Genomic DNA, 25,933 nt, shown 5'->3' with positions numbered 1-25,933 from the left:
ATTTTCAACATGAAGATCGAGGTCGTCAACGTCACCCATATCTTTTACCGTGGAACCCCTCTGGAAAGAATCGCACTCAGAGATATCGATCTTACGATCGAGGAGGGAGAGTGTCTCCTCGTTGCTGGAAACACCGGATCTGGAAAATCCACCCTCCTTCAGATCATTGCGGGTTTGATAGAACCTACCGGTGGACAGGTGCTGTACGATGGAAGACAGAGAAAGGGTTACGAGGTGAGAAAACACATTGGCATAGCGTTCCAGTATCCGGAAGATCAGTTCTTCGCAGAAACTGTTTTCGATGAGATCGCTTTCGCTGTGCGGAACTTTTACCCCGATGAAGATCCCGTTCCTTTCGTGAAGAGAGCGATGGAATTTGTTGGGTTGAACTTCGATGAGTTCAAAGATAGAGTTCCTTTCTTTCTATCCGGAGGTGAAAAGAGGAGAGTCGCCATTGCCTCTGTGATCGTGCACGAGCCGGACGTTCTAATGCTTGATGAACCGCTTGTGGGACTCGACAGGGAAGGCAAGGGCGATCTTTTGAGGGTGATAGAGAAATGGAAGAAACTTAAAAGAACGGTTGTCATCATCTCGCACGACATAGAGACGGTGATAAAGCACGTGGATCGTGTAGTGTTTCTGGAAAATGGAAGAAAGATCTTCGACGGTTCAAGGGAAGATTTTTTGAGAGAAATCGATGTTCATTACCTCACGACCAGGTTGAGGACGATGAGAAGACTCCTTCTATCAGGTGAAGATCCTTTTTCGATGGGAGATGAAGAGTTGATAGACAGGGTGTATCGGATATGAGGCTGGATGTGTTCCTGAAGATCTCGGTTGTGAAGAGAAGGACCGTCGCGCAAAAACTCTTGAAGGGACAGAAGGTCCTGGTGAATGGAAGACCGGCCAAAGCCTCTTACGAGGTGAAAGACGGTGATGTGGTGGAGGTGTTTCTTCCCACAAAGAAGGTGAAACTGAGAGTGGTGGGAAACGGAGGGTACGAGATTCTCAGTGAGGAGAGAGTGAATAGACCTTCCTGACACCTTCATCGGTTTCAACGAGCAGATGATCCGGCAAGATTTTCAGGATCTTTCCAATCTTTTCCTGGTTGTTTTCTGAAAAGGTAACGATGTCTCCTTCCTTCTGGAGTAAATGCCTTTTCCAGATCCTCGTCAATGCTTCTTTTTTCTTGGTGTATCTTCTAAAAAGCACCCGGGCATTTTTCAGTATCAATTCCAGTAGTTTCATCAGAGGTATTTCCCTGCCGAGGATTTCCTTCAGACTGATCGCCCTCGTTTTCAGTTCGTCTGGAATTTCGTTGTTCACGTTCATGCCCACTCCTACAATTAACGCCAGCGGCTTTTTCCCTTCGAAGATCCCCTCTGTAAGAATTCCTGCGAGTTTTCTGCCGCGTACGTAAATGTCGTTTGGCCATTTTATGTCCGCATGAACTTTGAAGGTCTCCAGTGCCTTCACAATGGCAACGGAAAATACCCTGGTATAGAAGGTTGTGTCTACCTGTTTTCTTGGCTTGAATAGTACGGAAAACCACAGACCACCCCTTGCCGAATACCATCTTCTTTTGTTTCTGCCGTATCCCGATGTTTGCTCCAGAGCAACTACTACCGTTCCACTGGGATACTTCGAGAAATGTTCTTTCAAAAATTGGTTCGTGGAATCTATCGTTTCAAACGAGATGATCTTCTCTCCGATCATTTCGACATCCCTCCGTGCTACAATTCTAACAAACGAAAGGAGGGGTGGTTGTGAGAATCGACCTTGCCATCAAACCAACTCCCGTTCAATTTCTGAGAAAAGTCTCGGCGGAGTACGGATTCGATCTCTACATCAAAAGAGACGATCTCACAGAGCTTCTCGGTTCTGGAAACAAGATCAGAAAACTTGAATACCTGATGGGAGATGCTCTGAAACAGGGGGCAACGACGATTTTCACCAGTGGAGGTCTTCAATCGAACCATGCCAGGGCAACTGCGTACGTTTCCAGAAAACTCGGGCTAAAACCCGTTCTGTTCCTCAGAAAAGGTGAAAAAGTTTTGAACGGAAATCTCCTGCTGGATATGCTCTTTGGAGCAGAAATCGTGGAAGTATCTTCCGAGGAATACGAGAACATCGACGAGATCTTTTTGGAGTACAAAAAAGAGAAAGAAAAAAGGGGAGAAAAAGTCTACATCATACCAGAAGGAGGATCGAACGCCCTGGGCGCTCTTGGTTATTTCAACATGGTGATGGAGTTGAAGGATCAGATCGATGTGGAATCGTTCGAGGCCATCGTCTGTGCTGTGGGAAGCGGTGGAACAATAGCGGGAATCTCGGCAGCTCTTTCCTTCCTGGGCTATCGTGTACCGGTGATCGGTGTGAACGTCACAACGAAAAATGCAGATTACTTCGTTGAAAAGGTGAAGAAGATCGTTAGGGATATGGGGAAACTCGGCGTGGAGGCGAAAGAACCCAGGTTCGAGATAGTGGATTCGTTCAGAGGGCCTGCCTATGCCGTTCCTTCCGATGAAGATGTGAACGTTATAAAGGAGATCGCAACGAAAGAAGCGATCGTTCTTGACCCGGTTTACACCTCGAAGGCCTTCAGAGGAACACTGGAGATGTTCAGGTCTTCTGGAAAGAGGATTTTATTCGTCCACACAGGAGGAATATTCGGCGTGTTCGCGCAGAGCGGGAGGCTGGTATGATGTTCCACTATGCCGTCATCCTGAACTCTCTTGGAGTACTTCTTGGTGCCTTCATCGGCGCCATATTCAAGAAGAAGATCCCACAAAAGCTCCACGAAATCCTTTTCACGGTGATTGGGCTCACCACCCTGGGAATAGGTGTGCGCATGATCATCCAGGGAAACGACTTTCTGTTGATACTGCTCTCGCTCGTCGCTGGAGGAGTTATTGGAGAGCTTCTGAAGATCGAGGACAGAATAGAGAACCTCGGCAGAAGATTCAAAGATTCTCACGGATTTGCGGAGAGTTTCCTTGCGTCTTCTTTGCTTTTCCTTGTTGGTCCGATGACGATCATTGGTTCCATAAACATAGGGGTCTCTGGAAACGCCGAGTTGATACTCATAAAGACGGTCCTCGATACCGTTTCTGCCGTTGTACTCACGGCAACCCTGGGATCGGGGGTATTTCTGTCTGCTTTTTCCGTGTTCATTGTTCAGGGGTTGCTGGTTGTCTTTGCACGAAGTCTCACTTTCCTCACCGGTGACGTCTTCATAGCCGATTTCGTTGGAACAGGAGGAATCATGATACTGGGCCTTGGAATAAGGATCCTCGAATTGAAAAGAGTGAGGGTGGGAAATCTCCTTCCGGCGCTCGTTCTGATACCATTCTTTGACTGGTTGAAGAACCTTTTCTGAATGTGCGGCTAGAAGTGGTATAATTTTCTATGAATAATTGTGAAATTTTTGACGAAGGGGGAAGGTACATGAGGGAAGCAATAGTTGAGATCATTCGGAAGGCGAAAGAATCGGCGGAGGAGAGGGATATCCTGATAAACACCCTTCACGAGATCCAGAAACGCTTCGAAAACTTCATACCACCCGAAGCAGCCGAAATCGTTTCGGAAGAGCTCAACGTTCCCCTCTCAAAGGTTTACGAGGTGCTCACCTTCTACACGATGTTCTCCACGAAGCCGAAGGGAAAGTACGTGATCAGGGTGTGCGAGAGTCTTCCGTGTCACGTGGAAAACGGAAGGGAAGTGGTGAAAGCGCTGAAAGAGACCCTGAAAATAGACTTCGGTCAGACCACCCCAGACAACATGTTCACCTTAGAGATGACGAGTTGTCTGGGGCTTTGCGGTGTGGCACCTGTGATCATGGTGAACGACGAGTACTACGGAAACATGACACCGGAGAAAGTGAAGAACCTCATAAACAGATTGAGAGGTGAGGAAAAATGAAACCGATCACCGTTCTCGTTTCGGTGGACTCCAACAGTGTTCTGATGGGGGCGCGTCACTTTCTCAATTACCTGAGAGATCTGGTCAGAGATCACAATCTATCGGATTTTGTGGATGTGCTGGAAACGGGAAGCATGGGAGTTTATCCTGAGGGTGTGATCGTTTCCATTCTTCCGGATGATGTCTACTACGTTGTGAAGAGTGAAAACGATGTGAAGAGGATCTTCGAAGAACACATATTGAAGGGAAGAAGAATTCCGGATCTTGAAATATCGAGAGATCAGATAAAGGGAACGGTGGAGGTAGAAAGGGTATCGGAAGAAACACGTATCGTCCTGAAGAACGTGGGAGAAATAGATCCCACACGCATAGAAGAGTACATAGCAAGGGACGGATACTTTGCCCTCGCGAAGGCACTTCAGATGAAACCGGAGGAGATAATAGAAGAGATAAAGCGGAGTGGTCTCAGAGGAAGGGGTGGTGCAGGCTTTCCAACGGGCCTGAAGTGGGAGTTCACCTACAAGGCTTCTTCCGATCAGAAGTACGTTCTCTGTAACGCGGACGAGGGAGAACCCGGCACCTTCAAGGACAGGCTCATAATGGAAGGAGACCCGCATTCTCTGATAGAGGGCATGATCATAGCAGGTTATGCAGTTGGAGCGAGAAAGGGATACATATACATCAGGGGAGAGTACTACAGTTCCATCGAGATCCTGAAGAGGGCGATAGAGCAGGCTTACGAATATGGATTTTTGGGTGAAAACATCCTTGGAACAGGCTTTTCTTTTGATCTGAAGATCAGACTCGGTGCCGGTGCCTACGTGGCGGGTGAGGAAACCGCGCTGATAGAGTCCATAGAGGGAAAGCCCGCACGTCCCAGACTGAAGCCTCCATATCCACCGACTTTTGGCCTTTTTGGAAAACCCACAGTCGTGAACAACGTCGAAACCTTCGTGAACGTTCCAAGGATCATCCTGAACGGAGCGGACTGGTTCAGGAAGTTCGGCACAGAATCGTCGCCCGGCACCAAGGTCTTTTCACTTGTGGGGAACGTGGTGAGGAAGGGGATTGTGGAGGTACCCATGGGTGTAACGGTCAGGGATTTAATCTTCAAATTCGGTGGAGGTGTGGAGAAAGGAAAGAGGTTGAAACTGGTCCAAACAGGAGGAAGTGCGGGAACGTTCATAGGTCCTGACAAACTCGACGTACCACTGGATTTCGATTCGTACGCAAAGTACGGTGTTTCTCTTGGTTCTGGTGTCATACTCGTTGCGGACGAGTCACACTGTGCGGTGGATCTCGCACTTACCGTCATGAGATTCTTTGAGCACGAATCCTGTGGTAAGTGCACACCATGCAGAGAAGGCACGAGGATCGCCGTTGAAATTCTCGAGAGAATAAGCAGGGGAGAGGGAAGGAAAGAGGATCTGGATCTTCTCAGAAAAGTGGCAGAGAACGCGGGTGAAACATCGTTCTGTGGGCTTGGCCAGAGCATCCCGGTACCGTTGCTTTCGATCGTCAACAATTTCGAAGACGAGTTCAGAGCCCACATTGAATCTAAAGAGTGTCCCGCGGGCGTTTGTGAATTCAAAAAGAAAAAAGCCACAAGAAAGATAAGTGTCAAGAACAGATAAAGAGGGCGCCAAGAGGGCGCCCTTTCTGTTTGATAAAATTCTACCAGGGGTGCAGTGAATGGAATTTCCAATCGTGATACTGATTGGGTACCTGACGAAGAGATTCTTCGAGAAAGAAACGGGAAAGATCCTGTCAAAGCTGGTGGTGAACTTTACCCTGCCGGCAGCCGTCTTTTACAGCCTGACCACCGCGCGATTTCACTTTTCCAAGTTTGCCTTCACAGCGACTGGGGTGCTGAGCAATCTGGTTTTGATTTCGGTTGCATTGCTCGTCTTTTCAAGAATAGAGGATCCGAGAGTGAGGATTCCCATCGTTTTATCTTTTGTGGGGTTCAACACAGGTTTGTTCATGTACCCTCTGGCCGAAAGCCTTTGGGGAGTCGATTCCGTTGTGAATTACGCTCTCTTCGATCTGGGAAACTCTTTTTTCATATTCGGGGTGGGCAAAGCAGTGGCGGAGAGATCAGGTGTGAAGGGAGTTCTGAAAGTCTTTGAGTTTCCGCCCTTTCTTGTTCTTATGTTGAGTTTGATTCTCAACCAGTTTGGATTTTATCCTCCAGGGATAGTCCTCAAAGTTGCACAGACAATAAAGAACGCCAACGCTTTTCTGGTTTTCTTCCTTGTTGGATATTACCTGAGTTTCAAATCGGTCTTCAGGAAGGCCCGGTTGATAGCGGTGGCGGGTGTTGTGAAGTATCTTCTGGGATTCATCGTGTCTTTTTTTGCGGTAAGGATGTTTACACTCTCATCGTTTGAAAAGATGAACCTGTTTCTTTCTCCGCTTCTTCCATCTGCCATTATGACCCTTGTCTATTCTATAGAGAAGGACTACGATTCCGAACTGGCGAGTGGGTTGATCACCTTTTCCACAATCGTTTCATCGGCTATCATCTTGCTGACAGATCGTTTCTGGGGGTGAGGTTATGTGGTTGATTTTGAGTGACTCTCACGATAACATGAAGGTTCTGGAAAGGGTTGAGAACCTGATCGTTGAGAAAAAGGTGAAGAGGGTATTTCACTGCGGAGATTTCGTGGCACCCTTCGTTCTGGGAAAACTTCTGAAAGAAGGAGTGGAATTTCACGGGGTGTTTGGAAACAACGATGGAGAAGTTCTGCTCCTTCACAGAAGAAGCGATGGAAGGATAGTGAAGCCACCCTCTGTTGTCGAAGCAGATGGTCTGAAGGTGGTGATGATGCACGAACCCATTCTGATAGAAACCATTGCAAATTCCCAGGAGTACGATCTGGTGCTCTACGGTCACACCCATCGAATCGATGTGAGGAAAGTGGGAAAAACCCTGGTTATCAATCCAGGAGAGCTGTGTGGATATCTCACCGGAAGATCGACCGTTTACCTTTTCGATCCAGAAACGCGTGAAGGAGAGTTAGTGGAGCTCTGAAGCGTCTCCACAAACTTCTTTGAGTAGTGAATGATATCTCCTGCTCCAACGAACAAAAACACGGTGTTGTCTCTGGGAACGATAACGCTGTTCAGCCGAGAAAGGTCATCCACAAATTTCGCTTCTTTACCAAGATTCATTAGAGAGTCCCAGATGATCTTCCCGGAGACGTTGGGTCTTTTCTCTTCGAACGCATCGTAGACTTCTGTCACTATCACCTCGTCTGCCAGCTGAAGTGCTCTTGCGAAGTTTCCATCTTCCCTTTCCAGACGTGAATAACGATGGGGCTGAAAGATCACCACGACCTTTTCGTTTTCGAAGACTTCTTTTGCCGTTTGAAGGAGATTTTTTATCTCCTCCGGGGTGTGCGCATAGTCATCGACCACGTATATGTTGTTCTCCGGATCGTGGTAGGATATCGAAAATCTCCTTCGAACACCTGGAAACCTCTCCAGGGCTTTCAGAACTTCTTCCAGGTCGTATCCCAGAGAATCAAAGAGGGCCGTCACCGCCAGAGCGTTCAGTATGTTGTGAAAACCTGGAATCCTGAGTTTCAGTTCTGCGTATCTTTTTCTGTTTTTTTCGATGATTGCCCGCTGCCCGGAGCGGGACGCACTCCTCATCTCCAGTGTGTACATTCCCTTTCTCACACCGAAAGTCACGTTGCCGAGATGCGAGGTGAGTTCGTCTTCGGCGAAGGTGATCACAAGATCTGAGTTTCTGCTGATTCTTTCAAATGCGGCTCTGTACCTTGAGATCGAGTTTGCGTAGTTTTCCAGGTGGTCTCCTCTGGCGTTTGTGATGATCAGATAGTTCGGGGAAAATTCCGAAAAGGTCTCTTCGCTCTCGTCGAGTTCGTACACAACTGGTCCTTTTCCACTTTCATAGTTACCGTGTTCCAGTGAATCCATGATCCCTCCGAGGAACGCCGTAGGAGATCTGTTCAGTTCTTTCAAAACGTGGGCGATCATGGCCGTTGTGGTGGTTTTCCCATCCGTTCCTGTGACGGCAAATTCTTCCCTGTTTTCCCGCTTGAGGATCACTTTGAAGTAAGAAAGCCTGTTTTCAACCGGTACGTTCTCTTTCCTTGCGCGGATTATCTCAGGATTGTCTTCGTGAACGGCCGGTGTTTTGACCAGGACATCCGGGTCGAACCAGTTCTCCTCAGAGTGAGGGATGAAAACGGGTATTTTCAACTTTTTTAGATACGTGGTTCTTTCTGTTTCCTCTATGTTGGAACCATAAACTTCATTGCCACTGAAAAATTCATGCAGTGCCAGTGCGCTCATTCCGATTCCACCGATACCAACAAAGTGAATTTTCACCTTATCTCCCCCAGTATTTCTCTCGAGATTATCGTTGCAGGGTTTTCCTTCATCTTCTCTATTTTACCTTTTTTCATTGTTTTATCAATAGCCTCAATTATCTTCTGAGGAGTGGCCTCCTTTTCCCTCACAACGATCGCATAACCGAGCCTTTCAGCTTCCAGGGCATTTTCAAGTTGGTGTGACTCTGCCGAGCCTTCCCAGGGTATGAGAACACCGGGCACTCCATAGTAGATCATCTCACCTATCGTACTCGCACCTGCCCTGGAGATGGACGCGCGTGCCTTTTTCCAGAAGGAAGACATGTTTTCTATGTAAGGATGTGCTGTGACGTTCGGAAACACAGAGAGCCTTTCTGCCCATCTCCGAGATCCCGTAGAGTGGACAAAACGAATACAGGAGATCCTGCGATATACTTCCTCCATCAGACTGTTTATCAGGTCACTCCCCAAACTTCCACCAAGAACAAGGACAAAGTCTTCCAGATCTACCTCCTCTTTTGTTTCTCTCACAGGACATCCAGTGAAGAGAACCCTGTCCTTCCACTCTGTCAGGAACTCTCTTGTTCTCTCGAAAGAGACGAAGATCTTTCTGGCGTATTTCGCCACAGTTTTCACCGCAAGGCCGGGTACCACGTTCTGCTCGTGCAGGAAGATGGGAACTCCCATGTTTTTTGCCGCAAGCCCCACAACTCCTGAAATGTATCCACCGGTGAGAACAATCACATCGGGTTTGAACCGGAGGAGTTCTTTTTTTGCCTTCAAAATCGCGTTGACCACCTTCGCGGCTCGCCAGAAGTTCTTTGGATGGTAGAGTGGCCTGAAAAGGCCTCTAACGTCCAGAGTGACAACTTCGTACTCTGGATGTTCCTGTTTCACGACTTTTTCGTCTATCTTTCCTTTCACAGCGAAGAACAGGACCTTTGTTTCCACATCTTTGGAGAGTGTTTCAAGTATGGCAAGCAAAGGGTAAAGATGTCCGCCCGTTCCTCCACCAGCGGCTGCCACCCGTATCATTCTCTTTCACTCTCCAGGATCATGTTACCGACTATGCCAAACCCTATCATCGTGGCAAGAAGAGAACTTCCTCCATAACTCACCAGTGGAAGTGTTACCCCTGTCACAGGAAAGATTCCGGATATAACACCGACGTTCACCATCACCTGAAGCATGATCAGAATCGCAAAGCCTGAGATGAATGTTTTAACAGAAAGCATAGGCTGCATTCTTGAAACCACTTTCACGAGGCTGTGTATCAATCCGTAGAAGGAGAAGAGAACCACACCAAGGCCGATATAACCAAGTTCTTCTCCAACTATCGCCAGTATGAAATCACTGGTCACAACCGGAACAAAAAGCTTTTCTTCTCCCAGAACAAGACCCTTTCCCACAGCCCCTCCACTTCTTATCGCCTCAACGGCTCTCATCACCTGTTCTGAAACGTTTCCTTTCAGATAGGAAACGATTCTTTGCATCTGATAGCTTCTCAGGATGTTGTCTAAAATCCCCATTCTGTACATGTAGATGAAGGAAATCACACCTATAAGGAAGAACGTCAAAACGTATACACCGCGTGTTTCGGCAACGTAGAGGGTCAGCAAAACGGTGAGGAGAAGCAAAACGAAGGTGCTGAAATCTGGCTCCACGAGTATGAGAAAGAGAAACGGAGACACCAGAAGTAAAGGTTTCAGAAATCCCCTGAACAGACGCTTCATGTACAGTTGGTTTTTTTCAACATACCATGCCAGAAAGAGGATCGTGTATATCTTGACCAGTTCGGAAGGTTGAAAGGAAAAATAGCCAAGGTCGATCCACCTGTGTGCTCCTGTCTCTCCACCTGGAAGAATCAGCACAATCATCAGCAGCACCAGGGAAAGGATATATCCACCCACTATCACCTGTTTTGAAAAGAGAAGTCTATGGTCGGTGTACAGAAAAACCACGAAGAAAGCGAGGGCCACCGTCAGTTTCAGAAGGTGATTCAAGATCACAGAACGCTCACTTGTGGGTCTTATGTAGTCCTGCATCATTTCGAAACTGCTGAGAGCCATAAAGCCAACACACAGAAGAACGATGATAAAGAACACGAGGGATTTTTCGTTCAAGATTCACCCTCCTCTTTTTTGTATCTTTCGAAGATTTCTCTGAAGTGTTCCCCCCTCTTTGCGTAGTTTTCGTACATGTCGAAACTGGCACCGCCTGGACTGAACAGGATCACGTCTCCTTCTTCTGACACCTCGAGTGCCTTTCTAAACGCTTCTTCCAGATCAGAGACAATGCTGTAAGGAACATTACTTAGAAACGGTCTGAGATCTCTGTAGATCTCACCGAACACGATCAGATGTTTTATTCTTGGTCTTGCCCTTTCTATGAACACAGAGTAGTTTTCATTTTTTCCGATACCACACATTATCAAAATGACTCTGTCGAAGTTTGAAAGGGCTCCCAGAACAGCGTGAGTGGAAGTCGCCTTGGAATCGTTGTAGAAGGATCTTCCCTTTATCTTTCCGAGAAACTCCATCCTGTGAGGAAGGGGTTTGAAACTTCTGAGAGAGTCTAGAAATCCTTCCACATCCCCAAAAAGTTCATTATACAGAACGGAAACCGCTAGGATGTTCTCCTTCATCTGGAGTGGATAGGATCCTGGAAGTGGAAAACTTTTTCCCTGAAGAACCAATCTGTTTTCTTCAACGAAGGTGTCCTCTGTCCAGAACGGGATCTTTTTCGGTTTCACTCTGCTCAGGTCTTCCAGAGTCTCTATGTTCTTGTTGTACACGAATGTGTCCTTCTCTTCCTGAAAGAAAGCGGGTTTCAATTTCGAGTTGAGATACTCTTTGAACGAAGAGTGCCAGTCCAGATGATCCTCCGATATGTTCAAAAGTACAAATCTGGAAACTCGGGGTCTTTCACACCAGAAGAGCTGAAAACTGCTCACCTCTAGAACGTAATAGTCGTAATCTTCTCTGAGTGCCTCCACAGCGGGTGTTCCGAAGTTTCCTCCCAGAAAGACCTTCAATCCTCGATGTGAGAGGGCATGGTGCATTAAAGCAGCAGAGGTACTCTTTCCGTTCGTTCCGGTGATACCTATGACCTTTTCTTTGTCCGCTCTGTCCAGAAAAAACTGAAGCTCTGTGGATATGTTCACACCACCTGCAAGCAGTTTTTTGACAATGTCCGAGCGGGGTTTCACACCGGGACTGACGTACACAACGTCACAATCCAGGAGTTTCTCGGTGTTGCCTTCCTCCTCAAAATCAACACCGCACTTTCTCAGATAACTCTTCGTATCGTCATCGAGTCTTTTCTCCTCGCTCACGAAGATCTCGGCTTCCCCATTTTCCAGAAGATAATCCAGAAGCGCCCTGTTGCTCTTTCCGAATCCAAGAAGACCGATCCTCATCCTATCACCCCGAAGACCTCGAGGGCTATCAGAGAAGAAATCAGATTGAAAATGGTGAAGACCGCCACGATCTTTTCTTCCTCCCAGCTGAGAAGCTCGAAATGATGATGAAGAGGTGCCATCCTGAAGATTCTTCTTTTGAAGAGTTTGAAGGACAGAATCTGAAGGATCACGCTCAGTGTTTCAACGACCAGAATCGGGAAAAACACGATCAGGTAGAACTCCGTCTTGGTGAGAACGGAGACGACACCCAGTGTCCCGCCCAGCGCAATGGATCCTGTGTCACCCATGAAGATCCTGGCAGGTTTAGAGTTGAAGATGAGAAACGCCAGAACTCCCGCACTCAGAAGGATGATGATGTTTTCTGAAAAACCCTTCTCTTTGAGAAAGAACCAGTATGGAATGGCTCCACTGATGTAGACCCATCCCGCAAGACCATCGAGCCCGTCGGTCAGGTTCATGGCGTTCGAACTTCCCACGATCACGATCAGCGCAAGTAGGTAGTACCAGGCACCCATTTCCAGTTTGATACCAAAGAAATCGACAGCCGTTTCCGGTTGGGAAAAAGCGATCACAACGGAAGCAGCGGCAATTTGAAGGAGAGCCTTCTGGTATGCTCTTAGACCGGTGGAGTTTTTCTTTGCAATGCTGAGAAAATCATCGAGAAAACCTATGAGAAAGAACAGAAATGCTCCGGTGAGGATCACACCATTTTCTTTTGAAAGCACGCCAAACAAAAGTCCGATCAGGACGAACAGAATGCCTCCCATCGTTGGTGTTCCTTCTTTGTACCCATGAAGATCGGGGCCTTCTTTCCTTATGTACTGCCCCACACTCTTTTTTCTGAACAGGTTTATCAGGAACGGATAGATCAGAAGGTTCAAAAGAAAACTTGCTGCTATCATCCTTTTTTCAGCTCCCTTTCGAAGATCTCCAGAACTCTTTCTATTCTAACCGCTCTGGAGGCTTTGAAGAGCACAGTATCTCCTTTTCTGACTCTCGTGTAGAGATCTCTGGCGATCTCCTCTGCACTGTCTGTTTCGAGCACCTTCTTTCTGGTTTTTATCCACCCTGCCTCGGGTTCAGTTGAAAACACGTACACACCGTCCAGGGCATCGAGCTGTTTTCCTAGCATTTCATGAAATTTTTTCGATTCCTCCCCCAGCTCTTTCATCGCCCCCACAACGGCGAACTTTCTGCCGGGGAATTTGAGAAGCGCTTCTATCGCCATTTGAAAGGCTTCTGGACTGGCGTTGTAGGTGTCGTCGATGATCCTCACTCCCTCCACTTCCTTCACGTTGAATCTTCCCGGAACAGCTTTCAGATTGGATAACTCGAGAACGTCCACTTTCTCTCCAAGGACCTTCATGACACAGAGTGAGGCAGCAAGATTGAGAAGTTGTCCTCTGTTCCAGAATCCCGGTAATTTGATCGTGAAAGATGAACCGAACATCCGGTACTCTGAGATGGTGGAGTTTTCGTAGTACCACCAGTCCTCTAGAACGACATCTCCACCCTTTGTTCCAAAGAACAACACGTTTTCTCTAAGAACTGGCACCTTCTTTCTCAGGTCACCATCGTCAAAGAATGTGACGACAGCGGAGTCTTTCTTCGAATGTTTTACGATCTCGAGTTTGGCTTCCATGATGTTTTCCCTGCTTTTGAAGAATTCCAGATGAGCGCTTCCCACGTTCAGCAAAACGGCCACGTCGGGAGGTGCTATGCTGCACAGATGTGCGATGTCTCCTTTTTTGTTTGCGGCCATCTCAAGAACAAGGATCTCCTCTCCACCGTACTCGTTCAGTATAGAAAGGGGAAGGCCATACTCCGTGTTCATGTTGCCGGGGGTTTTGAAAACGTTTCTTCTTCTCTTCAGAAGTTCGTAAAGTATTTCCTTCGTTGTTGTTTTTCCGTTCGAGCCCGTTATTCCAATTATCGTTTTCGGAGAGTCGTTCAATTTCAGGCGGGCAAGTTCTGCCAGCGTTTCCACCGTGTTTTTGACAAGAACAATTCTGTCCGAGTGTACTACTGCTCTCTCTGCTATGACAGCATGAGCTCCGCGCTTCAGAGCCTCATCTATGAAATCATGACCGTCGAATCTTTTTCCTTTCACAGCAACGAAAACGTCTCCTTCCTTTACCTCTTTTGAGTTCAAAACGAATCTTCTTCCAAGGAGCTCCTTCACTGGACGAACTTCCTCCCCCTTAACTTTTCTCTCAGTATCTCTTCGATCACCTCTCTATCGTGGAACGGGATCTTCTTTTCGTCATCTATTATCTGGTATCTTTCATGACCTCTTCCAGCGACGACAACGGTGTCCCCCCTGTTTGCTATCGTGAGGGCTGTCTCTATGGCTTCCTTTCTATCGAAGAGCACAAGATAGGGCTTGTTTTTGTCCACCCCTTTTATCAGATCCTCCATTATTTGCTCTGGATCTTCACCTCTTGGATCGTCCGTCGTCAGTATCATCACATCTGCTAACTCAGAAACAACTCTCGACATCATGGGGCGTTTGCCTCTGTCGCTGTTTCCCCCCGCCCCGAACACAACGATCACTCTTCCCTTAGATATCTTTCTGACGTTTTTTAACAGTTTCTCCAGGGCATCCGGTGAATGGGCAAAGTCAACGATGACGTTGAAGCCCGATTTTTTTGCTGCCTTCACGACCTCAAATCTTCCTTCAACCCCCGTGAAACTCTCCAGGGATTCGGCGAGTTCTTTTGGATCGAACCCCAGCTGGTGAAGGGCGGCTATGGCCGCTGCTGCATTGTACGCGTTGAAATCACCGATGGCTCTTGTGAAAACCTTCAGAAAGCCATCCGGTGTTTCCAGTACGAAAGATGTTCCCTCCCAACTCACTTCGATGTTCCCCAGTCTGTAGTTTGCATTTCTGGATGTGCCGAAAGTGACCTTCCTTACCCTTCGATGAAGGGCATCGGACAAAGATTCGTTCAGAACGGCAAAACCATCGTCCTTCAAAAGATCAAACAGATGGAGTTTGGCCTTCAGATAATTTTCGAAAGTTCCGTGGAAATCCAGATGATCACGTGATATGTTGGTGAAGATACCAACGTCGAACCTCACACCCTCCACTCTCTTCTGTACGAGTGCGTGGGAAGACACTTCAAGGGCAAAGAACCTTCCTCCACCGTCTTTGTTTTCTTTCATTGCGGAGAGAACGGTGATTGCATCGGGAGTGGTGATGTCTTCGTAATAGGTTTTTCCAAGAACGTTCTTTAACACTGTGGTGAGGGCGCTCCCTTTCACTCCCATCGATGTGAGCATGTGATAGATCATCAACGTTGTGGTCGTTTTTCCGTTCGTGCCCGTGATTCCGAAGGTGAGAGTGTCCTTCCAGGGATCCTCGAAGAACAGGCTCGCCAGCTTTGCTTCAAAATATCTCGAATCGAAGACCAGGATGCTTGGAGCATCAAAATTCACTTCTCTTTCCACCACAACGGCCACGGCTCCCTTTTCGATAACCTCTGGAATTATCTCATGGGAGTCGAACTTTTCTCCCTTTCTGCAGATGAAAAGATCTCCTTTCTTCACCCTGGAAGTGTGGTTGGAGATTCCGGAGATTTCCAGATCCATAGGGGCGTTGACCTTCAGAATTTGATCTTTCAAAATCGAAGCGATTGTTGATATAGTCATTATTGAACCACCCCTGAAGGAATTCTAACACCTTATTTAAAACTTTTCCAGGGAGGTGAGATTATGATAGTAACCTATCATCTGGAGAAATGGCAGGACAGGGAAATCATCAGACTGGAACTGATGGAGGGAAAATTCAAAGGAGTCTCTTCAATCGTTCCAGAAAGAAGTCTGGGAGAGAACTACAAGATAGTGGTTGCCGTGCTGGAAGAGTACGAAGGATTTCTGAAAGAAGCAAAATCCGCGCAGATATTCGGTCTTTTTGAGAAACTCGAAGAGCATTTTCCAGAACACCCCAAGGTGCTTTTTTCCCTTTCCTGTGCGATGCTGGATCTTTTCTCCAAACGCTACGGCGTGAGTTTCGAAGAGATGCTCGACGTACCGGAACGAACAGTTGAAGAAGTGGAAAGAGCAGATGTCCTGGTGTTTCCAGAGGCGGTAGGTCATGTCTTCAGGGTGGCGGGTTTTCTGTCCGCCATGAGGAGTGTCGGAGAGAGGGTTTTCCTCGTCATCAGAGAGTATCCCGATCCCGTTACCAATTCTATCCTCAACCTTTTGAAAAAACTCTCCAACGGTTTCGTTGAGGGAAGCTGGGGGTGATAGAATTTCGATGAGGAAGAAGAGAGGTGAAGAAGATGAGAGTGCTCGGTTTGATCCTCGCTGGTGGAAAGAGCGACAGGTTGTGGCCTCTGACGAAGGTCAGAGCAAGTGCTGCTGTTCCTGTTTTCGGGAAGTACAGGGCGATAGATTTCACGCTGAGTAACATGGTGAACTCCGGTATCAGAAAAGTCGGTATCCTGACCCAGTACAACCCAAGAAGCCTCATGGATCATCTGGGGGCCGGGAAGGAGTGGGACCTCGATAGGAAAAGCGGTGGTCTCTTCATCCTCCAACCCTACGTTGGACCGAACAGAGAAGTGTGGTACAGGGGAACGGCGGATGCCATCTTTCAGAACATGACCATCTTGAGGCGAGGAGAAGAAGATCATGTTCTCATAGGATCGGGCGATCACATCTACAAGATGATCTACAAGGATATGTTCAACTACCATCTCAAAAAAGGAGCGGACATCACACTGCTTGTAAAAGAACTAGATGAGACATACAATCTGAGCGAGTATGGAATCGTACAACTTGACCAGGACATGAGGGTTGTGGAGATAGAAGAAAAACCCGCAAAACCGAAGGGGAACATTGCGTTTCTCGGAGTTTATTTTCTCAACAAGGAGCTTCTCAAAGAACTTCTTTACGCAACCGTTCCACAGGGAAAGTACGATTTTCTACTCGATGTGGTGATCCCAAATCTGGACAAATTGAAGGTGTACGCTTACAGGTTCGATGGATACTGGAGGAACGTGAAGAAAGGAATACGAGAGTACTACAGAATAAACATGGACATCTTGAAAAAGGAAGTCCGTGATGAACTGTTCTACAAGAACGGCAAGGTGTACACGAAGCTGAAGGATCTTCCACCTCCAAAGTTCACTTCGACCGCCGTTGTGGAGAACTCTCTGATAGCCGATGGAAGCGTGATCGCTGGTACTGTGAGAAATTCTGTTGTGTTCAGAAACGTCAGGATAAAGGTTGGTGCCGTCGTGGAGAACTCGATAATCATGGAAAACACGGTCGTGGAGGAAGGTGCGGTTCTGAGGAACGTGATAATCGATAAGAACTGTATCGTACGGGAAGGACGGGTCGTGGAAGGCAGTGGTGATCTTCCCGTTTTCGAGAAAAGGGCTGTTCTGTGAGGTGAGATATCATGGGAAACGTAGTTGCAATGATCCTGGCAGGTGGGCAGGGAACGAGGCTCGGTGTTCTCACTGAAAGGATAGCAAAACCCGCTGTACCGTTTGGTGGGAAATACCGCCTAATAGATTTCACACTGAGCAACTGCGTGAACTCTGGTATATACAGAGTTGGAGTACTCACGCAGTACAGACCACACGTTCTGGCAAAACACATAGGAATAGGTAGACCCTGGGATCTGGACAGAAAGGATGGAGGAGTGGAAATCCTGCCACCTTACGTTGGAAGAAACGAATCTGACTGGTACAAGGGAACGGCGAACGCGGTGTATCAGAACCTGGAGTTTCTGGAAGAAAACGATGCAGAGCTCGTTCTGGTTCTATCCGGTGATCACGTCTACGCCATGAACTACAACGACCTGATAGACTATCATCTGTTGAAAGGAGCAGACGGTACGATAGCCTGTATGGAGGTGCCGCTGGAGGAAGCGAGCAGATTCGGTATCATGATAACGGACGTCGAAGGGAGAATCGTGGACTTCGAGGAAAAACCACCAAAGCCTCGCTCAAATCTTGCTTCCCTTGGAATCTATGTGTTCAACTACGAATTCCTGAAAAGGGTCCTCATAGAGGACGAAAACGATCCGAACAGTTCGCACGATTTCGGAAAAGATGTGATACCGAAGATTTTGAGGGAAAACAAAGGGTCCCTCTATGCGTTCAGGTTCGATGGATACTGGAGGGATGTGGGGACCATCAGATCTTACTGGGAAGCAAACCTGGAACTCGTACTTCCCGTTCCTCCCTTCAACCTTTACGATCCAAACTGGAGATTCTTCACTCACTCTGAAGAGATGCCTCCAGCGTACGTGGCACCAGAGGCAAGAACTTCCACTTCCCTTATCAGCGAGGGTGCAGAGGTGTACGGAGAAGTCACCAATTCTGTGATCTTTCAGGGAGTGAGGATCGGGAAGGGTACCGTCGTGAAAAACTCGGTGATAATGACGAGGACGGAGATAGGAGAAAATTGTTATCTGGAAAACGTGATAGTGGCAGAGAACGTGAAGATAGGAAACAACGTGAAAATGGGAGTGGGCGAGGACGCCAAGAGCAAACTCGACCCCAAGATCTACACGGGACTTTTGACGGTGGTGGGAATGAATTCAACGATACCGGACGACGTGGTAATTGGGAAAAACTGTGTAATAGGCGTTGGTGTGAAACCCGAGGACTTCAAAACAAAAAAACTGGAGTCAGGGGATTTTGTTCTACCCAGGGAGGAATGATAGGTGGATCTCTATTTTGTGAAGTTCAGGGCGATCTCGAAGCTGACATCCGAAGTCGTCCAGGGTTATTTTCTCGGAAAGCTAAACCAGGTTCCTGAGTACGACTTCTTCGTTGTCCCTGGCCGATACGCAAGGAAGTACTCTGTCGACCTCAACGGAAGCTTCGAGGATTTTCTCGAAGATTTCAGAATAAAAAAGGAAAAAGCACTGGTGGAAGTTGCGGAGAGCCCTACTCTAACGGACGAGTTCTTCGACTTCTGGTTGATACAGTCCAGAAGGCAGAACCTGCGCCTCATTGGAAGCGAGCTGTTCAGGCTCACCGAAAATGGCGACCACGAAGCCTTGAGGGTGTTCATCTCCGATATCCTGAGAGAGTGGTCTGAAAAGGTCGATGTGGAAGTTGTCGCCACCCCATTGAATTTCGAAGACGTGTCTCTTGAAGCGGTGAAGCAACACTTTGAAGAGCTCTCTACGGAGGCGGTGTTCAGTGTCTTACAAAGGGAAGACCTCAAAAACCTCCCTGAGATCTTTCCCGTTCTCGACCCCCTGAACGGTGTCACCATAAAGGAGATAGACGTTGAAGACGTGGTGGATTTTGTGATCCTCAACTACGGGAATGGTGGTGTTTCCGAAAAATTCAAGAATTTTCTCAAAGAGAGGTTTGGAACAGAGAATGTGGCAAGTCTTCCAGGAAAGTTGATATCGAAAGAACTCATAAAAACGAAAAGTGGCAACTTTTACCTTCTAAAGGTAGAATTCGACGAGGGCATCTACGGAAAGGCCATAGTGTCGCCAAACCTGAAGATAAAGTACGGTGAAAACAGGGTGAAGACTTCCGATGAGGAATGGATGGAAAAAATCGGAGAGATACTGGAGGGGGAAAAAGCATCAAAAGAGGAGAAAAAACCGCCTTCAAGAAAGTACGCACAACCTGTTCAGGCGGTGACGAGTTCGGATTTCTTCCTGGCTTTTGTTCTGGCCTTGCTCGTGATGGGGATACTTCTGATTCTGTCTTATCTTCTGTTCAGTTAGGTTCGTTGATTCTCGAAACTCTCTTCGCCTTGCTCATTGTGACGATGGCCTTTTTGATGGTTTGTAGTGTTTCAGTTCAGGCCAGAAAAAGGTTCGTGTTGTACAGAGAACGGGAGATCGCAAAAAGAACAGCAAAGGGTGTTCTAATGAGGATCGAAGCAGGTCAGACTGTTCCCGGAGCGTACAACGGCTTCGAAGTGTCTGTGAGGGACGGTTTCATATATCTGAAAAAATCTGGGAGAGTGTACAGGTTCGAGGTGGAGCAATGATACTGAGGGCCTCAGCAGGAACACTTCAGAAGTTGGAAGGGAAAACCGCCTTCAGCATGGACACTGCTTATCTCATGCTCGGTGAGAGGTGTGTGTACAATTGTCTTTACTGTTCCCAGGCAAGGTCCTCTACTTCCCCCTCACATTTCCTCTCCCGGGTTGTCTGGAAAGAGATCTCCGGTGATCTTCTCGACAAACTGAACGTTCATTTCAAAAGGGTGTGTGTTCAGGTCGTTTCCCAGCCAGGTTACAGAAAGGCACTTCGTTCCATCGTTCCAAGGTTCACGATACCTGTCTCCCTGAGTGTAAGGCCAGTCAGTTTAGAAGAGGTGGCAGAGTACTTCGAACTGGGAACCGATAGAGTGGGAATCGCCGTGGACGTTCCGAGAAAAGATCTCTTCGAGAAAATCAGGGGTGGAAACTACGAAAGACACCTTTCCATCCTTGAGAAAGCCTCGGAGATGTTTCCGGGGAAGATCACAACGCACGTCATAGTGGGACTGGGAGAGAGCGATAGAGATATCATCGAATTTTTCCTCTGGACAAAGGAGAGAAAAATCACGTTCTCTCTTTTCGCCTTCACACCCATAAAGGGTACCGCTCTGGAGAAGAAAGAAAGGCCCTCCCTGGAGCGTTACAGAAGGATTCAGCTTTCGACATATCTTTTGGAGAAGGATCTGATAACACTGAAGGATATCATTTTTGATCAAAATGGTAGAATAATTGACGTCAGATGGTCCGGTGAGTTTCCAGAGGAGGCATTCAGAACCAGAGGCTGTCCACATTGTACACGCCCTTATTACAACGAAAGCCCGAAGGGACCGGTTTACAACGTGCACTGGAGGTGAAAGCGTGCTCACTTTCAAAGGAGGGGTACATCCTCCACAGTTGAAAGATTGGACGAAGGAAAAACCAATCGAGAAGATGCCACTTCCTCAGAAGGTCTACGTTTTTCTACTGAACCATGCGGGAAGTCCCTCCAAAGCACTGGTTTCACCCGGCGATGAGGTGAAAACGGGACAGATCATAGGAGAGCCAGATGGTTTCATCTCGGCCTACCTCCATTCTCCTGTGACAGGAAAAGTGATCGAGATAAAAAAGATTCTTCATCCAGTCGCTGGAAAACCCGTTGAAGCTGTCGTGATTGAAAGGACCTCCGATGACGAATGGGTGAGGCTAGAAACAGGTGATTTCGAACGCATGTCGAAAGAGGAGATACTGGATGTCATCAAAAAGGCAGGGGTAGTTGGACTCGGTGGAGCCATGTTTCCCACCCACGTGAAACTCTCACCGCCTCCTGAGAAGAAGATAGACACCCTGATCATCAACGGTGCAGAGTGTGAACCCGTCCTCACAATAGATCACAGAATGATGCTGGAGAGGGCAGAAGACATACTCCAGGGAATTTTGATCATGATGAAGGTGCTGGGAGTTCAAAAAGCAGTAGTCGGAGTGGAGAACAACAAAATGGATGCCTACAATCACTTGAAAAAGGTCTTCAAGGGATATCCTGTTGATGTGGCACTTCTCAAGACAAAGTACCCTCAGGGGGCAGAAAAGCAGCTCATATACGCTATCACGAGAAGGAAGGTCCCAAGGGGCGGTCTTCCCATGGACGTTGGGGTGGTCGTTCAAAACGTTGGAACCTGCGTTGCGGTGAAAGAAGCGGTCGTTGATGGGAAACCCCTTGTGGAAAGAGGCATGACGGTCAGCGGTGATGCGGTCAGAGATCCGAAAAATCTCATCGTCAGAATTGGAACACCCGTGAAGGACGTCCTCGAGTACTGCGGTGGAATCGATGAAAGGACAGAACGGGTCATTCTGGGTGGTCCAATGATGGGCATCTCTATCACAAGTCTCGATACTCCCGTTATGAAAGGAACCTCCGGAATAACAGCCTTTCTCCCAAGGAAACCCCAGTCTCAGAAACCCTGTATAAGATGTAGTGAGTGTGTTCAGGTGTGTCCGATGAACCTTCAGCCCTATCTGCTTTATCTTCTTTCCACGAAGAGAAAATACGACGAGGCAGTGGAAAACGGCCTCATGGACTGTATAGAGTGCGGATCATGCACGTACACCTGTCCGTCCAAGATAGAGCATGTGAGATACATAAAACTTGCCAAAACTGTCTATCGGGCCACAAGGAGGGGTAGAAAATGAAGTTGGCGAGCGCCTATGCACCCCATCTTCGGGAAAACGACGATGTGAGAAAGGTCATGATAGACGTTCTCATCGCCCTCTCACCTGCCGTTGTCGGAGCGGCCTATTTTTTCGGGTGGTACGCGTTGTTTCTTTGCGTTTCAGGGGCGTTGCTTGGGGAACTCTTCGACATATTCGTCATGAGGTACCTGAGGGGTATAAAGGAATTTGTCCCTGACGGGAGTGGAGCCGTGACCGGATTGCTTCTTGCGATGAACGTGAGTACAAGACTTCCCTTCTGGGCCTTTCTGGTGGGACTTGTTTTCGCACTGGGATTGGGTAAGCACGCGTTTGGAGGTCTTGGACAGAACGTGTTCAATCCAGCGCTCGTTGGAAGGGCTTTTCTTCTCATCTCCTTTCCCACCTACATGACCACGTGGGTTGTACCCGGCGCAGGGTTCTGGAAGTCCCCGGCGGACGTGATGACGGCAGCCACCCCACTTGCCCTCTTCAAAGAACATGGTGTGATCACTTCCTACTGGGATCTGTTCATAGGGAACGTTGGGGGATCTCTTGGTGAAACGAGCGCTCTTCTTCTCCTTGTAGGATTTCTCTATCTTCTTTTGAGAAAGAGAGTTAAGATCTTCATCCCCATTTCTTACATAGGAACTGTTTTTCTGTTCTCTTCAATAGCCTATCTGGTGAATCCGAGATTTGGGGATCCTCTCTTCCATATTCTCAGCGGTGGCCTCATGCTCGGTGCCCTTTTCATGGCCACCGACATGGTGACGAGCCCGATCACCGCAAAGGGTCAGTTGATCTTCGGTGTGGGATGTGGTGTTCTCACCATGGCTATAAGACTCTTTGGGGCGTATCCTGAGGGTGTTTCGTTCTCCATTCTCTTCATGAACGCGCTGGTTCCTCTGATAGACAGATACACCAGACCCCGTATTTTCGGTGAGGTGAAAGAATGAAGGACATCATCAAAACAGGGCTGATTCTCATGATCTTCACGGCCATCTCTGGTCTTTTCCTGGGATTCGTGTACATGGGGGTCAAAGGAAAGATTCAGGAGGCAGACAACGCGGCTAAATTGGACGCTATCAAATTTGTTCTGAAAGATCCCATCAGTGGTGAATATCTGGTGAACGAAAAAACGATCGAAGAAGTGGTGAAGAAAACTGGAATAGAAACGATCGTTTTGAAAGAGTACAGAGAAGGTACCGTTCTTGGACCGGTTTATGAGTTCAGAACAAACGGTGGAAAAAAGGCGTACGTTCTGTCAGGCTATGCACCGGGTTTCGGAGGGAACGTAACCGTTGTGGCCTGTTTTCTTGAAACTGAAAGCGGCTTGATGCTCAACTCCGTGAGGGTGATCGACTACTCTCAGGAAACACCAGGTCTTGGAGCGAAGATAGGAGAGGAAGACATTCAAAAGAGGTTCTTTCCCATCCCACCGGAGGGTCTGAAGAATGGACTAAAAGTGGACAAAGATGCCGGTCTTCCGAAGGGGTCTCCAGAGGAACTGAAGCAAAAAGGAATCGTGAAGGTGAGCGATGTCATGACGGGTGCGACCATCACTCCAAGGGCGGTCACGGTGGCTCTGAACCTCATGTACAGGTATCTGACCGAGGAGGTGCTGAAATGAACCGTCTTAAGGAGTTTACAAAGGGTTTCATAAAGGAAAACCCGACATATGTTCAGGTCCTTGGAATGTGTCCCACTCTTGCTGTCACCACGAGTGCGATCAACGGTCTGGGAATGGGGCTTGCCACCACGGCGGTTCTCACCATGTCGAACGTGGTCATTTCTCTCATAAGAAAACTCGTTCCTGAAAAGATCAGAATTCCCATATTCATCGTTGTCATAGCGTCCTTTGTCACCATGATAGATCTTCTCATGCACGGTTTCACCTACGAACTGTGGAAAACGCTGGGGCTTTTCATCCCGCTCATCGTCGTCAACTGTATAATCATGGGAAGGGCAGAGGCTTTTGCTTCAAAACACGGAGTTTTCGACTCTTTCCTCGATGGTCTGGGAATGGGTCTTGGTTTCACTGGTTCTCTCGTTCTGCTCGGGAGTGTGAGAGAGTTCTTTGGGAACGGAACGATATTCGGATACGAGATCTGGAAGGTCAAGATCTTCCTGGAAATACTGCCCCCCGGCGCTTACATAACACTTGGACTCCTTTCAGCGCTCTTTTCTTATGTCGGCCTGAGAAGGAAGAAGAGAGGTGAAGCCAAATGAAGGTGTTCTTGCTCTTCTTCTCTGCCATTTTCGTGAATAACTTTGTTCTCGCCAGGTTCCTGGGAATATGTCCCTTCCTTGGGGTTTCCAAGAGGCTGGAAACGGCGACGGGAATGGGTATCGCCGTTACCTTCGTCATGACGGTTTCTGCTGCAATCAGCTGGTTTCTGGACAGACTCCTCATCGCCACGGGTCTGGAATTTCTGAGAACGATCGTCTTCATCCTGGTCATTGCCTCCTTTGTTCAATTCGTTGAACTCTTCCTGAAGAAGTCGAGTCCCGATCTGTACGAAGCCCTTGGAATATTTCTTCCTCTCATCACAACGAACTGCGCAATTCTTGGAATGGTGCTTCTGAACAGTCTCATGAAACTGACCTTTGTTGAGGCCGTCTTTCACGCCCTGGGTTCTGGACTGGGATTTGCCCTTGCGCTAGTGATCTTTGCCGGTATAAGGGAAAAACTCGATCTGTACGATCTTCCAGAATCCTTCAAAGGAACCGCTATCGCTCTGATCACCGCCGGTCTTCTTTCTCTGGCGTTCATGGGTTTCCAGGGCATGGTGAAGCTGTGAGGAGGTGATGGAGTTGGTTGTTCTTTACTCTACACTTCTGCTCGCTATCCTGGGATTTGGATTCGGAGTTTTTCTTGCCTATTCTGCACAGAGGTTCAGGGTGGAAGAGGATCCACGTGTGAAGATGATAGTGGAGGTTCTTCCCGGTATAAACTGCGGTGCCTGTGGGTTTGCCGGTTGTGAAGCCTACGCGAAGGCGATAGTTAAAGGACAGGCAGAAACCAACAGATGTCTTCCAGGAAGACCGCAGGGCGTGGAAGAGAAGATAAAAAAAATACTCGAGGAGCACAAAAGTGACGCCTCTTGAGATAGCTCTACTCGTTCACCACGGAGGGTTCAGATTTTCTGAACTGAAACCTCATCTTGAACTGGAAGACTTTCTGGAAAACTCCGATCCAAAAAAAGCACAGAGGTTTCGAAAAAAGTGTGATGAAGAAGAGTTTGAAAGACAGAAATTCCTCATAGAGAAATACGATGTGAAACTCATCTCTTTCTGGGACGATTCCTATCCGGAGTCTCTGAGAAGAAGCAAGTTTCCACCTGCTGTTCTCTTCGTTCGAGGGGATGACAGTCTTCTCAGAGAAAGCTGTGTAGGAGTTGTGGGAACGAGAAGGCCGACCGGTTATGGAATCAGTGTAACAAAGCGTTTTGTGAGGCTTTTGTGTGAGCGCTTTGTGATTGTTTCGGGTATGGCTCTTGGGATAGACTCTGTTGCCCACAGAGAAACTCTGAAAAGCGGTGGAAAAACCGTTGCGGTTCTTGGAGCCGGGGTGGACGTGATCTATCCAAGATCGAACGAAGGTTTGTTTTACAGGATATTGGAGAGCGGGTGTGTTGTGAGTGAGTACCCGATGGGAACAAAGCCTAGAAAACATCACTTTCCGGCGAGGAATCGTATCATAGCGGGCCTTTCCAAGGTGATCATCGTCACAGAGGCTCCCATAAAAAGTGGTGCTCTGATAACGGCGAAGTTTGCTCTGGAAAACGGAAGGGATGTGTTTGCGGTCCCCGGTGATATAGACAGGAAGACGAGTGAGGGAACGAACTATCTCGTCAGGTCTGGAGCGTATCCCCTCACGGACGAAGAAGACTTGAGACTTTATTTTGGAATTGCCTCAAAAAAAGATCTTTCACTCGAACCGGCACAGAGGACGGTTTACGAATATCTGAAGGTTTCTCCAAAATCTGTGGATGATCTGGTAGAGGAACTGGAATGGGATGTGTCGGAGGTTCTCAGGGTGATCTCTGAACTGGAACTCATGGGCCTTGTTGAATTCACTGGGGGTATCTACAGAACACTGGGGTGATAG

Annotated in this window: 29 protein-coding genes; 21 read left to right on the top strand and 8 right to left on the bottom strand. The window is 47.9% G+C overall.

What is annotated here, in order from left to right; genetic code table 11:
• Positions 1 to 9: 9 nt before the first annotated feature.
• Positions 10 to 810 (top strand): energy-coupling factor ABC transporter ATP-binding protein EcfA2, encoded by an 801-nt coding sequence (gene ecfA2 / locus CTN_RS02280; RefSeq protein WP_041437486.1) that lies wholly within the window; start codon positions 10 to 12, stop codon positions 808 to 810.
• A complete protein-coding gene (locus CTN_RS02275; RefSeq protein WP_038066653.1) occupies positions 807 to 1,040 on the top strand; it encodes a S4 domain-containing protein in 234 nt (77 codons plus the stop codon). Before ecfA2 ends, CTN_RS02275 begins: the two co-directional genes overlap by 4 nt.
• On the opposite strand, the gene CTN_RS02270 is transcribed toward CTN_RS02275, so the two are convergent.
• On the bottom strand, positions 1,009 to 1,716 hold the full coding sequence (locus CTN_RS02270; protein ID WP_015918957.1) for a biotin--[acetyl-CoA-carboxylase] ligase: 708 nt from the start codon (positions 1,714 to 1,716) through the stop codon (positions 1,009 to 1,011). The two genes, CTN_RS02275 and CTN_RS02270, sit on opposite strands and share 32 nt — an antisense overlap.
• A 50-nt stretch (positions 1,717 to 1,766) precedes the next feature.
• Between CTN_RS02270 and CTN_RS02265 the strand changes: the two genes are divergently transcribed.
• From CTN_RS02265 to CTN_RS02240, 6 genes are all read left to right on the top strand, one after another.
• Positions 1,767 to 2,705, top strand: a complete 939-nt coding sequence (locus CTN_RS02265) for a D-cysteine desulfhydrase family protein (protein WP_041437482.1) — start codon at positions 1,767 to 1,769, stop codon at positions 2,703 to 2,705.
• Entirely contained in the window at positions 2,705 to 3,379 is a 675-nt protein-coding gene (locus tag CTN_RS02260) for a DUF554 domain-containing protein (RefSeq protein ID WP_038066650.1), read from the top strand. The genes CTN_RS02265 and CTN_RS02260 overlap by 1 nt, the downstream gene beginning before the upstream one ends.
• 68 nt (positions 3,380 to 3,447) lie before the next feature.
• Positions 3,448 to 3,921, top strand: coding sequence for an NADH-quinone oxidoreductase subunit NuoE (gene nuoE / locus CTN_RS02255; RefSeq protein ID WP_038066648.1), 474 nt, complete (start codon positions 3,448 to 3,450; stop codon positions 3,919 to 3,921).
• On the top strand, positions 3,918 to 5,555 hold the full coding sequence (gene nuoF / locus CTN_RS02250) for an NADH-quinone oxidoreductase subunit NuoF (protein WP_015918953.1): 1,638 nt from the start codon (positions 3,918 to 3,920) through the stop codon (positions 5,553 to 5,555). Before nuoE ends, nuoF begins: the two co-directional genes overlap by 4 nt.
• A 58-nt stretch (positions 5,556 to 5,613) precedes the next feature.
• Complete coding sequence (locus CTN_RS02245; protein WP_015918952.1) at positions 5,614 to 6,474, top strand: AEC family transporter; 861 nt, start codon at positions 5,614 to 5,616, stop codon at positions 6,472 to 6,474.
• 4 nt (positions 6,475 to 6,478) lie between these two features.
• Positions 6,479 to 6,955 carry a metallophosphoesterase gene (locus tag CTN_RS02240; RefSeq protein WP_015918951.1) on the top strand — a complete coding sequence of 159 codons (477 nt, stop codon included), beginning with the start codon at positions 6,479 to 6,481 and terminating at the stop codon, positions 6,953 to 6,955.
• Here CTN_RS02240 and murC read toward each other — a convergent pair.
• The 7 genes from murC to CTN_RS02205 are packed head-to-tail and all read right to left on the bottom strand — an operon-like array spanning position 6,907 to position 15,333.
• Positions 6,907 to 8,280 (bottom strand): UDP-N-acetylmuramate--L-alanine ligase, encoded by a 1,374-nt coding sequence (murC, locus tag CTN_RS02235; RefSeq protein WP_015918950.1) that lies wholly within the window; start codon positions 8,278 to 8,280, stop codon positions 6,907 to 6,909. The two genes, CTN_RS02240 and murC, sit on opposite strands and share 49 nt — an antisense overlap.
• Entirely contained in the window at positions 8,277 to 9,296 is a 1,020-nt protein-coding gene (gene murG, locus CTN_RS02230; RefSeq protein WP_015918949.1) for an undecaprenyldiphospho-muramoylpentapeptide beta-N-acetylglucosaminyltransferase, read from the bottom strand. The genes murC and murG overlap by 4 nt, the downstream gene beginning before the upstream one ends.
• A complete protein-coding gene (locus CTN_RS02225; RefSeq protein ID WP_015918948.1) occupies positions 9,293 to 10,384 on the bottom strand; it encodes an FtsW/RodA/SpoVE family cell cycle protein in 1,092 nt (363 codons plus the stop codon). The genes murG and CTN_RS02225 overlap by 4 nt, the downstream gene beginning before the upstream one ends.
• Positions 10,381 to 11,679 (bottom strand): UDP-N-acetylmuramoyl-L-alanine--D-glutamate ligase, encoded by a 1,299-nt coding sequence (murD, locus tag CTN_RS02220; RefSeq protein ID WP_015918947.1) that lies wholly within the window; start codon positions 11,677 to 11,679, stop codon positions 10,381 to 10,383. Before murD ends, CTN_RS02225 begins: the two co-directional genes overlap by 4 nt.
• Positions 11,676 to 12,584 (bottom strand): phospho-N-acetylmuramoyl-pentapeptide-transferase, encoded by a 909-nt coding sequence (mraY, locus tag CTN_RS02215; RefSeq protein ID WP_015918946.1) that lies wholly within the window; start codon positions 12,582 to 12,584, stop codon positions 11,676 to 11,678. Before mraY ends, murD begins: the two co-directional genes overlap by 4 nt.
• Complete coding sequence (locus tag CTN_RS02210; RefSeq protein ID WP_015918945.1) at positions 12,581 to 13,864, bottom strand: UDP-N-acetylmuramoyl-tripeptide--D-alanyl-D-alanine ligase; 1,284 nt, start codon at positions 13,862 to 13,864, stop codon at positions 12,581 to 12,583. Before CTN_RS02210 ends, mraY begins: the two co-directional genes overlap by 4 nt.
• On the bottom strand, positions 13,861 to 15,333 hold the full coding sequence (locus tag CTN_RS02205) for a UDP-N-acetylmuramoyl-L-alanyl-D-glutamate--2,6-diaminopimelate ligase (protein ID WP_015918944.1): 1,473 nt from the start codon (positions 15,331 to 15,333) through the stop codon (positions 13,861 to 13,863). Before CTN_RS02205 ends, CTN_RS02210 begins: the two co-directional genes overlap by 4 nt.
• Positions 15,334 to 15,396: 63 nt before the next feature.
• Between CTN_RS02205 and CTN_RS02200 the strand changes: the two genes are divergently transcribed.
• The 13 genes from CTN_RS02200 to dprA are packed head-to-tail and all read left to right on the top strand — an operon-like array spanning position 15,397 to position 25,930.
• The gene (locus tag CTN_RS02200; protein WP_015918943.1) at positions 15,397 to 15,933 is read left to right on the top strand and encodes a hypothetical protein; all 537 of its coding nucleotides are present in this window, start codon (positions 15,397 to 15,399) and stop codon (positions 15,931 to 15,933) included.
• 35 nt (positions 15,934 to 15,968) lie between these two features.
• Positions 15,969 to 17,081, top strand: a complete 1,113-nt coding sequence (gene glgD / locus CTN_RS02195) for a glucose-1-phosphate adenylyltransferase subunit GlgD (RefSeq protein ID WP_041437477.1) — start codon at positions 15,969 to 15,971, stop codon at positions 17,079 to 17,081.
• An 11-nt stretch (positions 17,082 to 17,092) separates the two neighbouring features.
• Positions 17,093 to 18,364, top strand: coding sequence for a glucose-1-phosphate adenylyltransferase (locus tag CTN_RS02190; protein WP_015918941.1), 1,272 nt, complete (start codon positions 17,093 to 17,095; stop codon positions 18,362 to 18,364).
• Between the two features lie 3 nt (positions 18,365 to 18,367).
• A complete protein-coding gene (locus tag CTN_RS02185; protein WP_015918940.1) occupies positions 18,368 to 19,396 on the top strand; it encodes a DUF4899 domain-containing protein in 1,029 nt (342 codons plus the stop codon).
• A 5-nt stretch (positions 19,397 to 19,401) separates the two neighbouring features.
• Entirely contained in the window at positions 19,402 to 19,665 is a 264-nt protein-coding gene (locus tag CTN_RS02180) for a hypothetical protein (RefSeq protein WP_015918939.1), read from the top strand.
• Positions 19,662 to 20,513, top strand: coding sequence for a LipS2 family lipoyl synthase (lipS2, locus tag CTN_RS02175; RefSeq protein ID WP_015918938.1), 852 nt, complete (start codon positions 19,662 to 19,664; stop codon positions 20,511 to 20,513). Before CTN_RS02180 ends, lipS2 begins: the two co-directional genes overlap by 4 nt.
• Positions 20,514 to 20,517: 4 nt before the next feature.
• Positions 20,518 to 21,825 carry an electron transport complex subunit RsxC gene (rsxC, locus tag CTN_RS02170; RefSeq protein WP_015918937.1) on the top strand — a complete coding sequence of 436 codons (1,308 nt, stop codon included), beginning with the start codon at positions 20,518 to 20,520 and terminating at the stop codon, positions 21,823 to 21,825.
• Positions 21,822 to 22,778 carry an RnfABCDGE type electron transport complex subunit D gene (locus tag CTN_RS02165; RefSeq protein ID WP_015918936.1) on the top strand — a complete coding sequence of 319 codons (957 nt, stop codon included), beginning with the start codon at positions 21,822 to 21,824 and terminating at the stop codon, positions 22,776 to 22,778. The genes rsxC and CTN_RS02165 overlap by 4 nt, the downstream gene beginning before the upstream one ends.
• Positions 22,775 to 23,452 (top strand): RnfABCDGE type electron transport complex subunit G, encoded by a 678-nt coding sequence (locus CTN_RS02160; protein WP_015918935.1) that lies wholly within the window; start codon positions 22,775 to 22,777, stop codon positions 23,450 to 23,452. The genes CTN_RS02165 and CTN_RS02160 overlap by 4 nt, the downstream gene beginning before the upstream one ends.
• Positions 23,449 to 24,051 (top strand): electron transport complex subunit RsxE, encoded by a 603-nt coding sequence (rsxE, locus tag CTN_RS02155; RefSeq protein ID WP_015918934.1) that lies wholly within the window; start codon positions 23,449 to 23,451, stop codon positions 24,049 to 24,051. The genes CTN_RS02160 and rsxE overlap by 4 nt, the downstream gene beginning before the upstream one ends.
• Entirely contained in the window at positions 24,048 to 24,623 is a 576-nt protein-coding gene (rsxA, locus tag CTN_RS02150) for an electron transport complex subunit RsxA (RefSeq protein ID WP_015918933.1), read from the top strand. Before rsxE ends, rsxA begins: the two co-directional genes overlap by 4 nt.
• Before the next feature lie 13 nt (positions 24,624 to 24,636).
• Complete coding sequence (locus CTN_RS02145) at positions 24,637 to 24,930, top strand: RnfABCDGE type electron transport complex subunit B (RefSeq protein WP_038066643.1); 294 nt, start codon at positions 24,637 to 24,639, stop codon at positions 24,928 to 24,930.
• A complete protein-coding gene (gene dprA / locus CTN_RS02140; protein WP_015918931.1) occupies positions 24,917 to 25,930 on the top strand; it encodes a DNA-processing protein DprA in 1,014 nt (337 codons plus the stop codon). The genes CTN_RS02145 and dprA overlap by 14 nt, the downstream gene beginning before the upstream one ends.
• The last annotated feature ends 3 nt before the right edge of the window (positions 25,931 to 25,933 follow it).

This window comes from Thermotoga neapolitana DSM 4359 (assembly GCF_000018945.1).
GTDB classification, from domain to species: domain Bacteria; phylum Thermotogota; class Thermotogae; order Thermotogales; family Thermotogaceae; genus Thermotoga; species Thermotoga neapolitana.
The sequence above is the reverse complement of the archived record's forward strand: the minus strand, read 5'-3'. Positions and strand labels throughout refer to the sequence as shown.

Coding starts and splice junctions, on each gene's coding strand:
- ecfA2 (WP_041437486.1), top strand. CDS start 10: ATGAAGATCGAGGTCGTCAACGTCACCCATATCTTTTACCGTGGAACC.
- CTN_RS02275 (WP_038066653.1), top strand. CDS start 807: ATGAGGCTGGATGTGTTCCTGAAGATCTCGGTTGTGAAGAGAAGGACC.
- CTN_RS02270 (WP_015918957.1), bottom strand. CDS start 1,716: ATGATCGGAGAGAAGATCATCTCGTTTGAAACGATAGATTCCACGAAC.
- CTN_RS02260 (WP_038066650.1), top strand. CDS start 2,705: ATGTTCCACTATGCCGTCATCCTGAACTCTCTTGGAGTACTTCTTGGT.
- nuoE (WP_038066648.1), top strand. CDS start 3,448: ATGAGGGAAGCAATAGTTGAGATCATTCGGAAGGCGAAAGAATCGGCG.
- nuoF (WP_015918953.1), top strand. CDS start 3,918: ATGAAACCGATCACCGTTCTCGTTTCGGTGGACTCCAACAGTGTTCTG.
- CTN_RS02245 (WP_015918952.1), top strand. CDS start 5,614: ATGGAATTTCCAATCGTGATACTGATTGGGTACCTGACGAAGAGATTC.
- CTN_RS02240 (WP_015918951.1), top strand. CDS start 6,479: ATGTGGTTGATTTTGAGTGACTCTCACGATAACATGAAGGTTCTGGAA.
- murG (WP_015918949.1), bottom strand. CDS start 9,296: ATGATACGGGTGGCAGCCGCTGGTGGAGGAACGGGCGGACATCTTTAC.
- murD (WP_015918947.1), bottom strand. CDS start 11,679: ATGAGGATCGGTCTTCTTGGATTCGGAAAGAGCAACAGGGCGCTTCTG.
- mraY (WP_015918946.1), bottom strand. CDS start 12,584: ATGATAGCAGCAAGTTTTCTTTTGAACCTTCTGATCTATCCGTTCCTG.
- CTN_RS02205 (WP_015918944.1), bottom strand. CDS start 15,333: ATGACTATATCAACAATCGCTTCGATTTTGAAAGATCAAATTCTGAAG.
- CTN_RS02200 (WP_015918943.1), top strand. CDS start 15,397: ATGATAGTAACCTATCATCTGGAGAAATGGCAGGACAGGGAAATCATC.
- glgD (WP_041437477.1), top strand. CDS start 15,969: ATGAGAGTGCTCGGTTTGATCCTCGCTGGTGGAAAGAGCGACAGGTTG.
- CTN_RS02190 (WP_015918941.1), top strand. CDS start 17,093: ATGGGAAACGTAGTTGCAATGATCCTGGCAGGTGGGCAGGGAACGAGG.
- lipS2 (WP_015918938.1), top strand. CDS start 19,662: ATGATACTGAGGGCCTCAGCAGGAACACTTCAGAAGTTGGAAGGGAAA.
- CTN_RS02165 (WP_015918936.1), top strand. CDS start 21,822: ATGAAGTTGGCGAGCGCCTATGCACCCCATCTTCGGGAAAACGACGAT.
- CTN_RS02160 (WP_015918935.1), top strand. CDS start 22,775: ATGAAGGACATCATCAAAACAGGGCTGATTCTCATGATCTTCACGGCC.
- rsxE (WP_015918934.1), top strand. CDS start 23,449: ATGAACCGTCTTAAGGAGTTTACAAAGGGTTTCATAAAGGAAAACCCG.
- rsxA (WP_015918933.1), top strand. CDS start 24,048: ATGAAGGTGTTCTTGCTCTTCTTCTCTGCCATTTTCGTGAATAACTTT.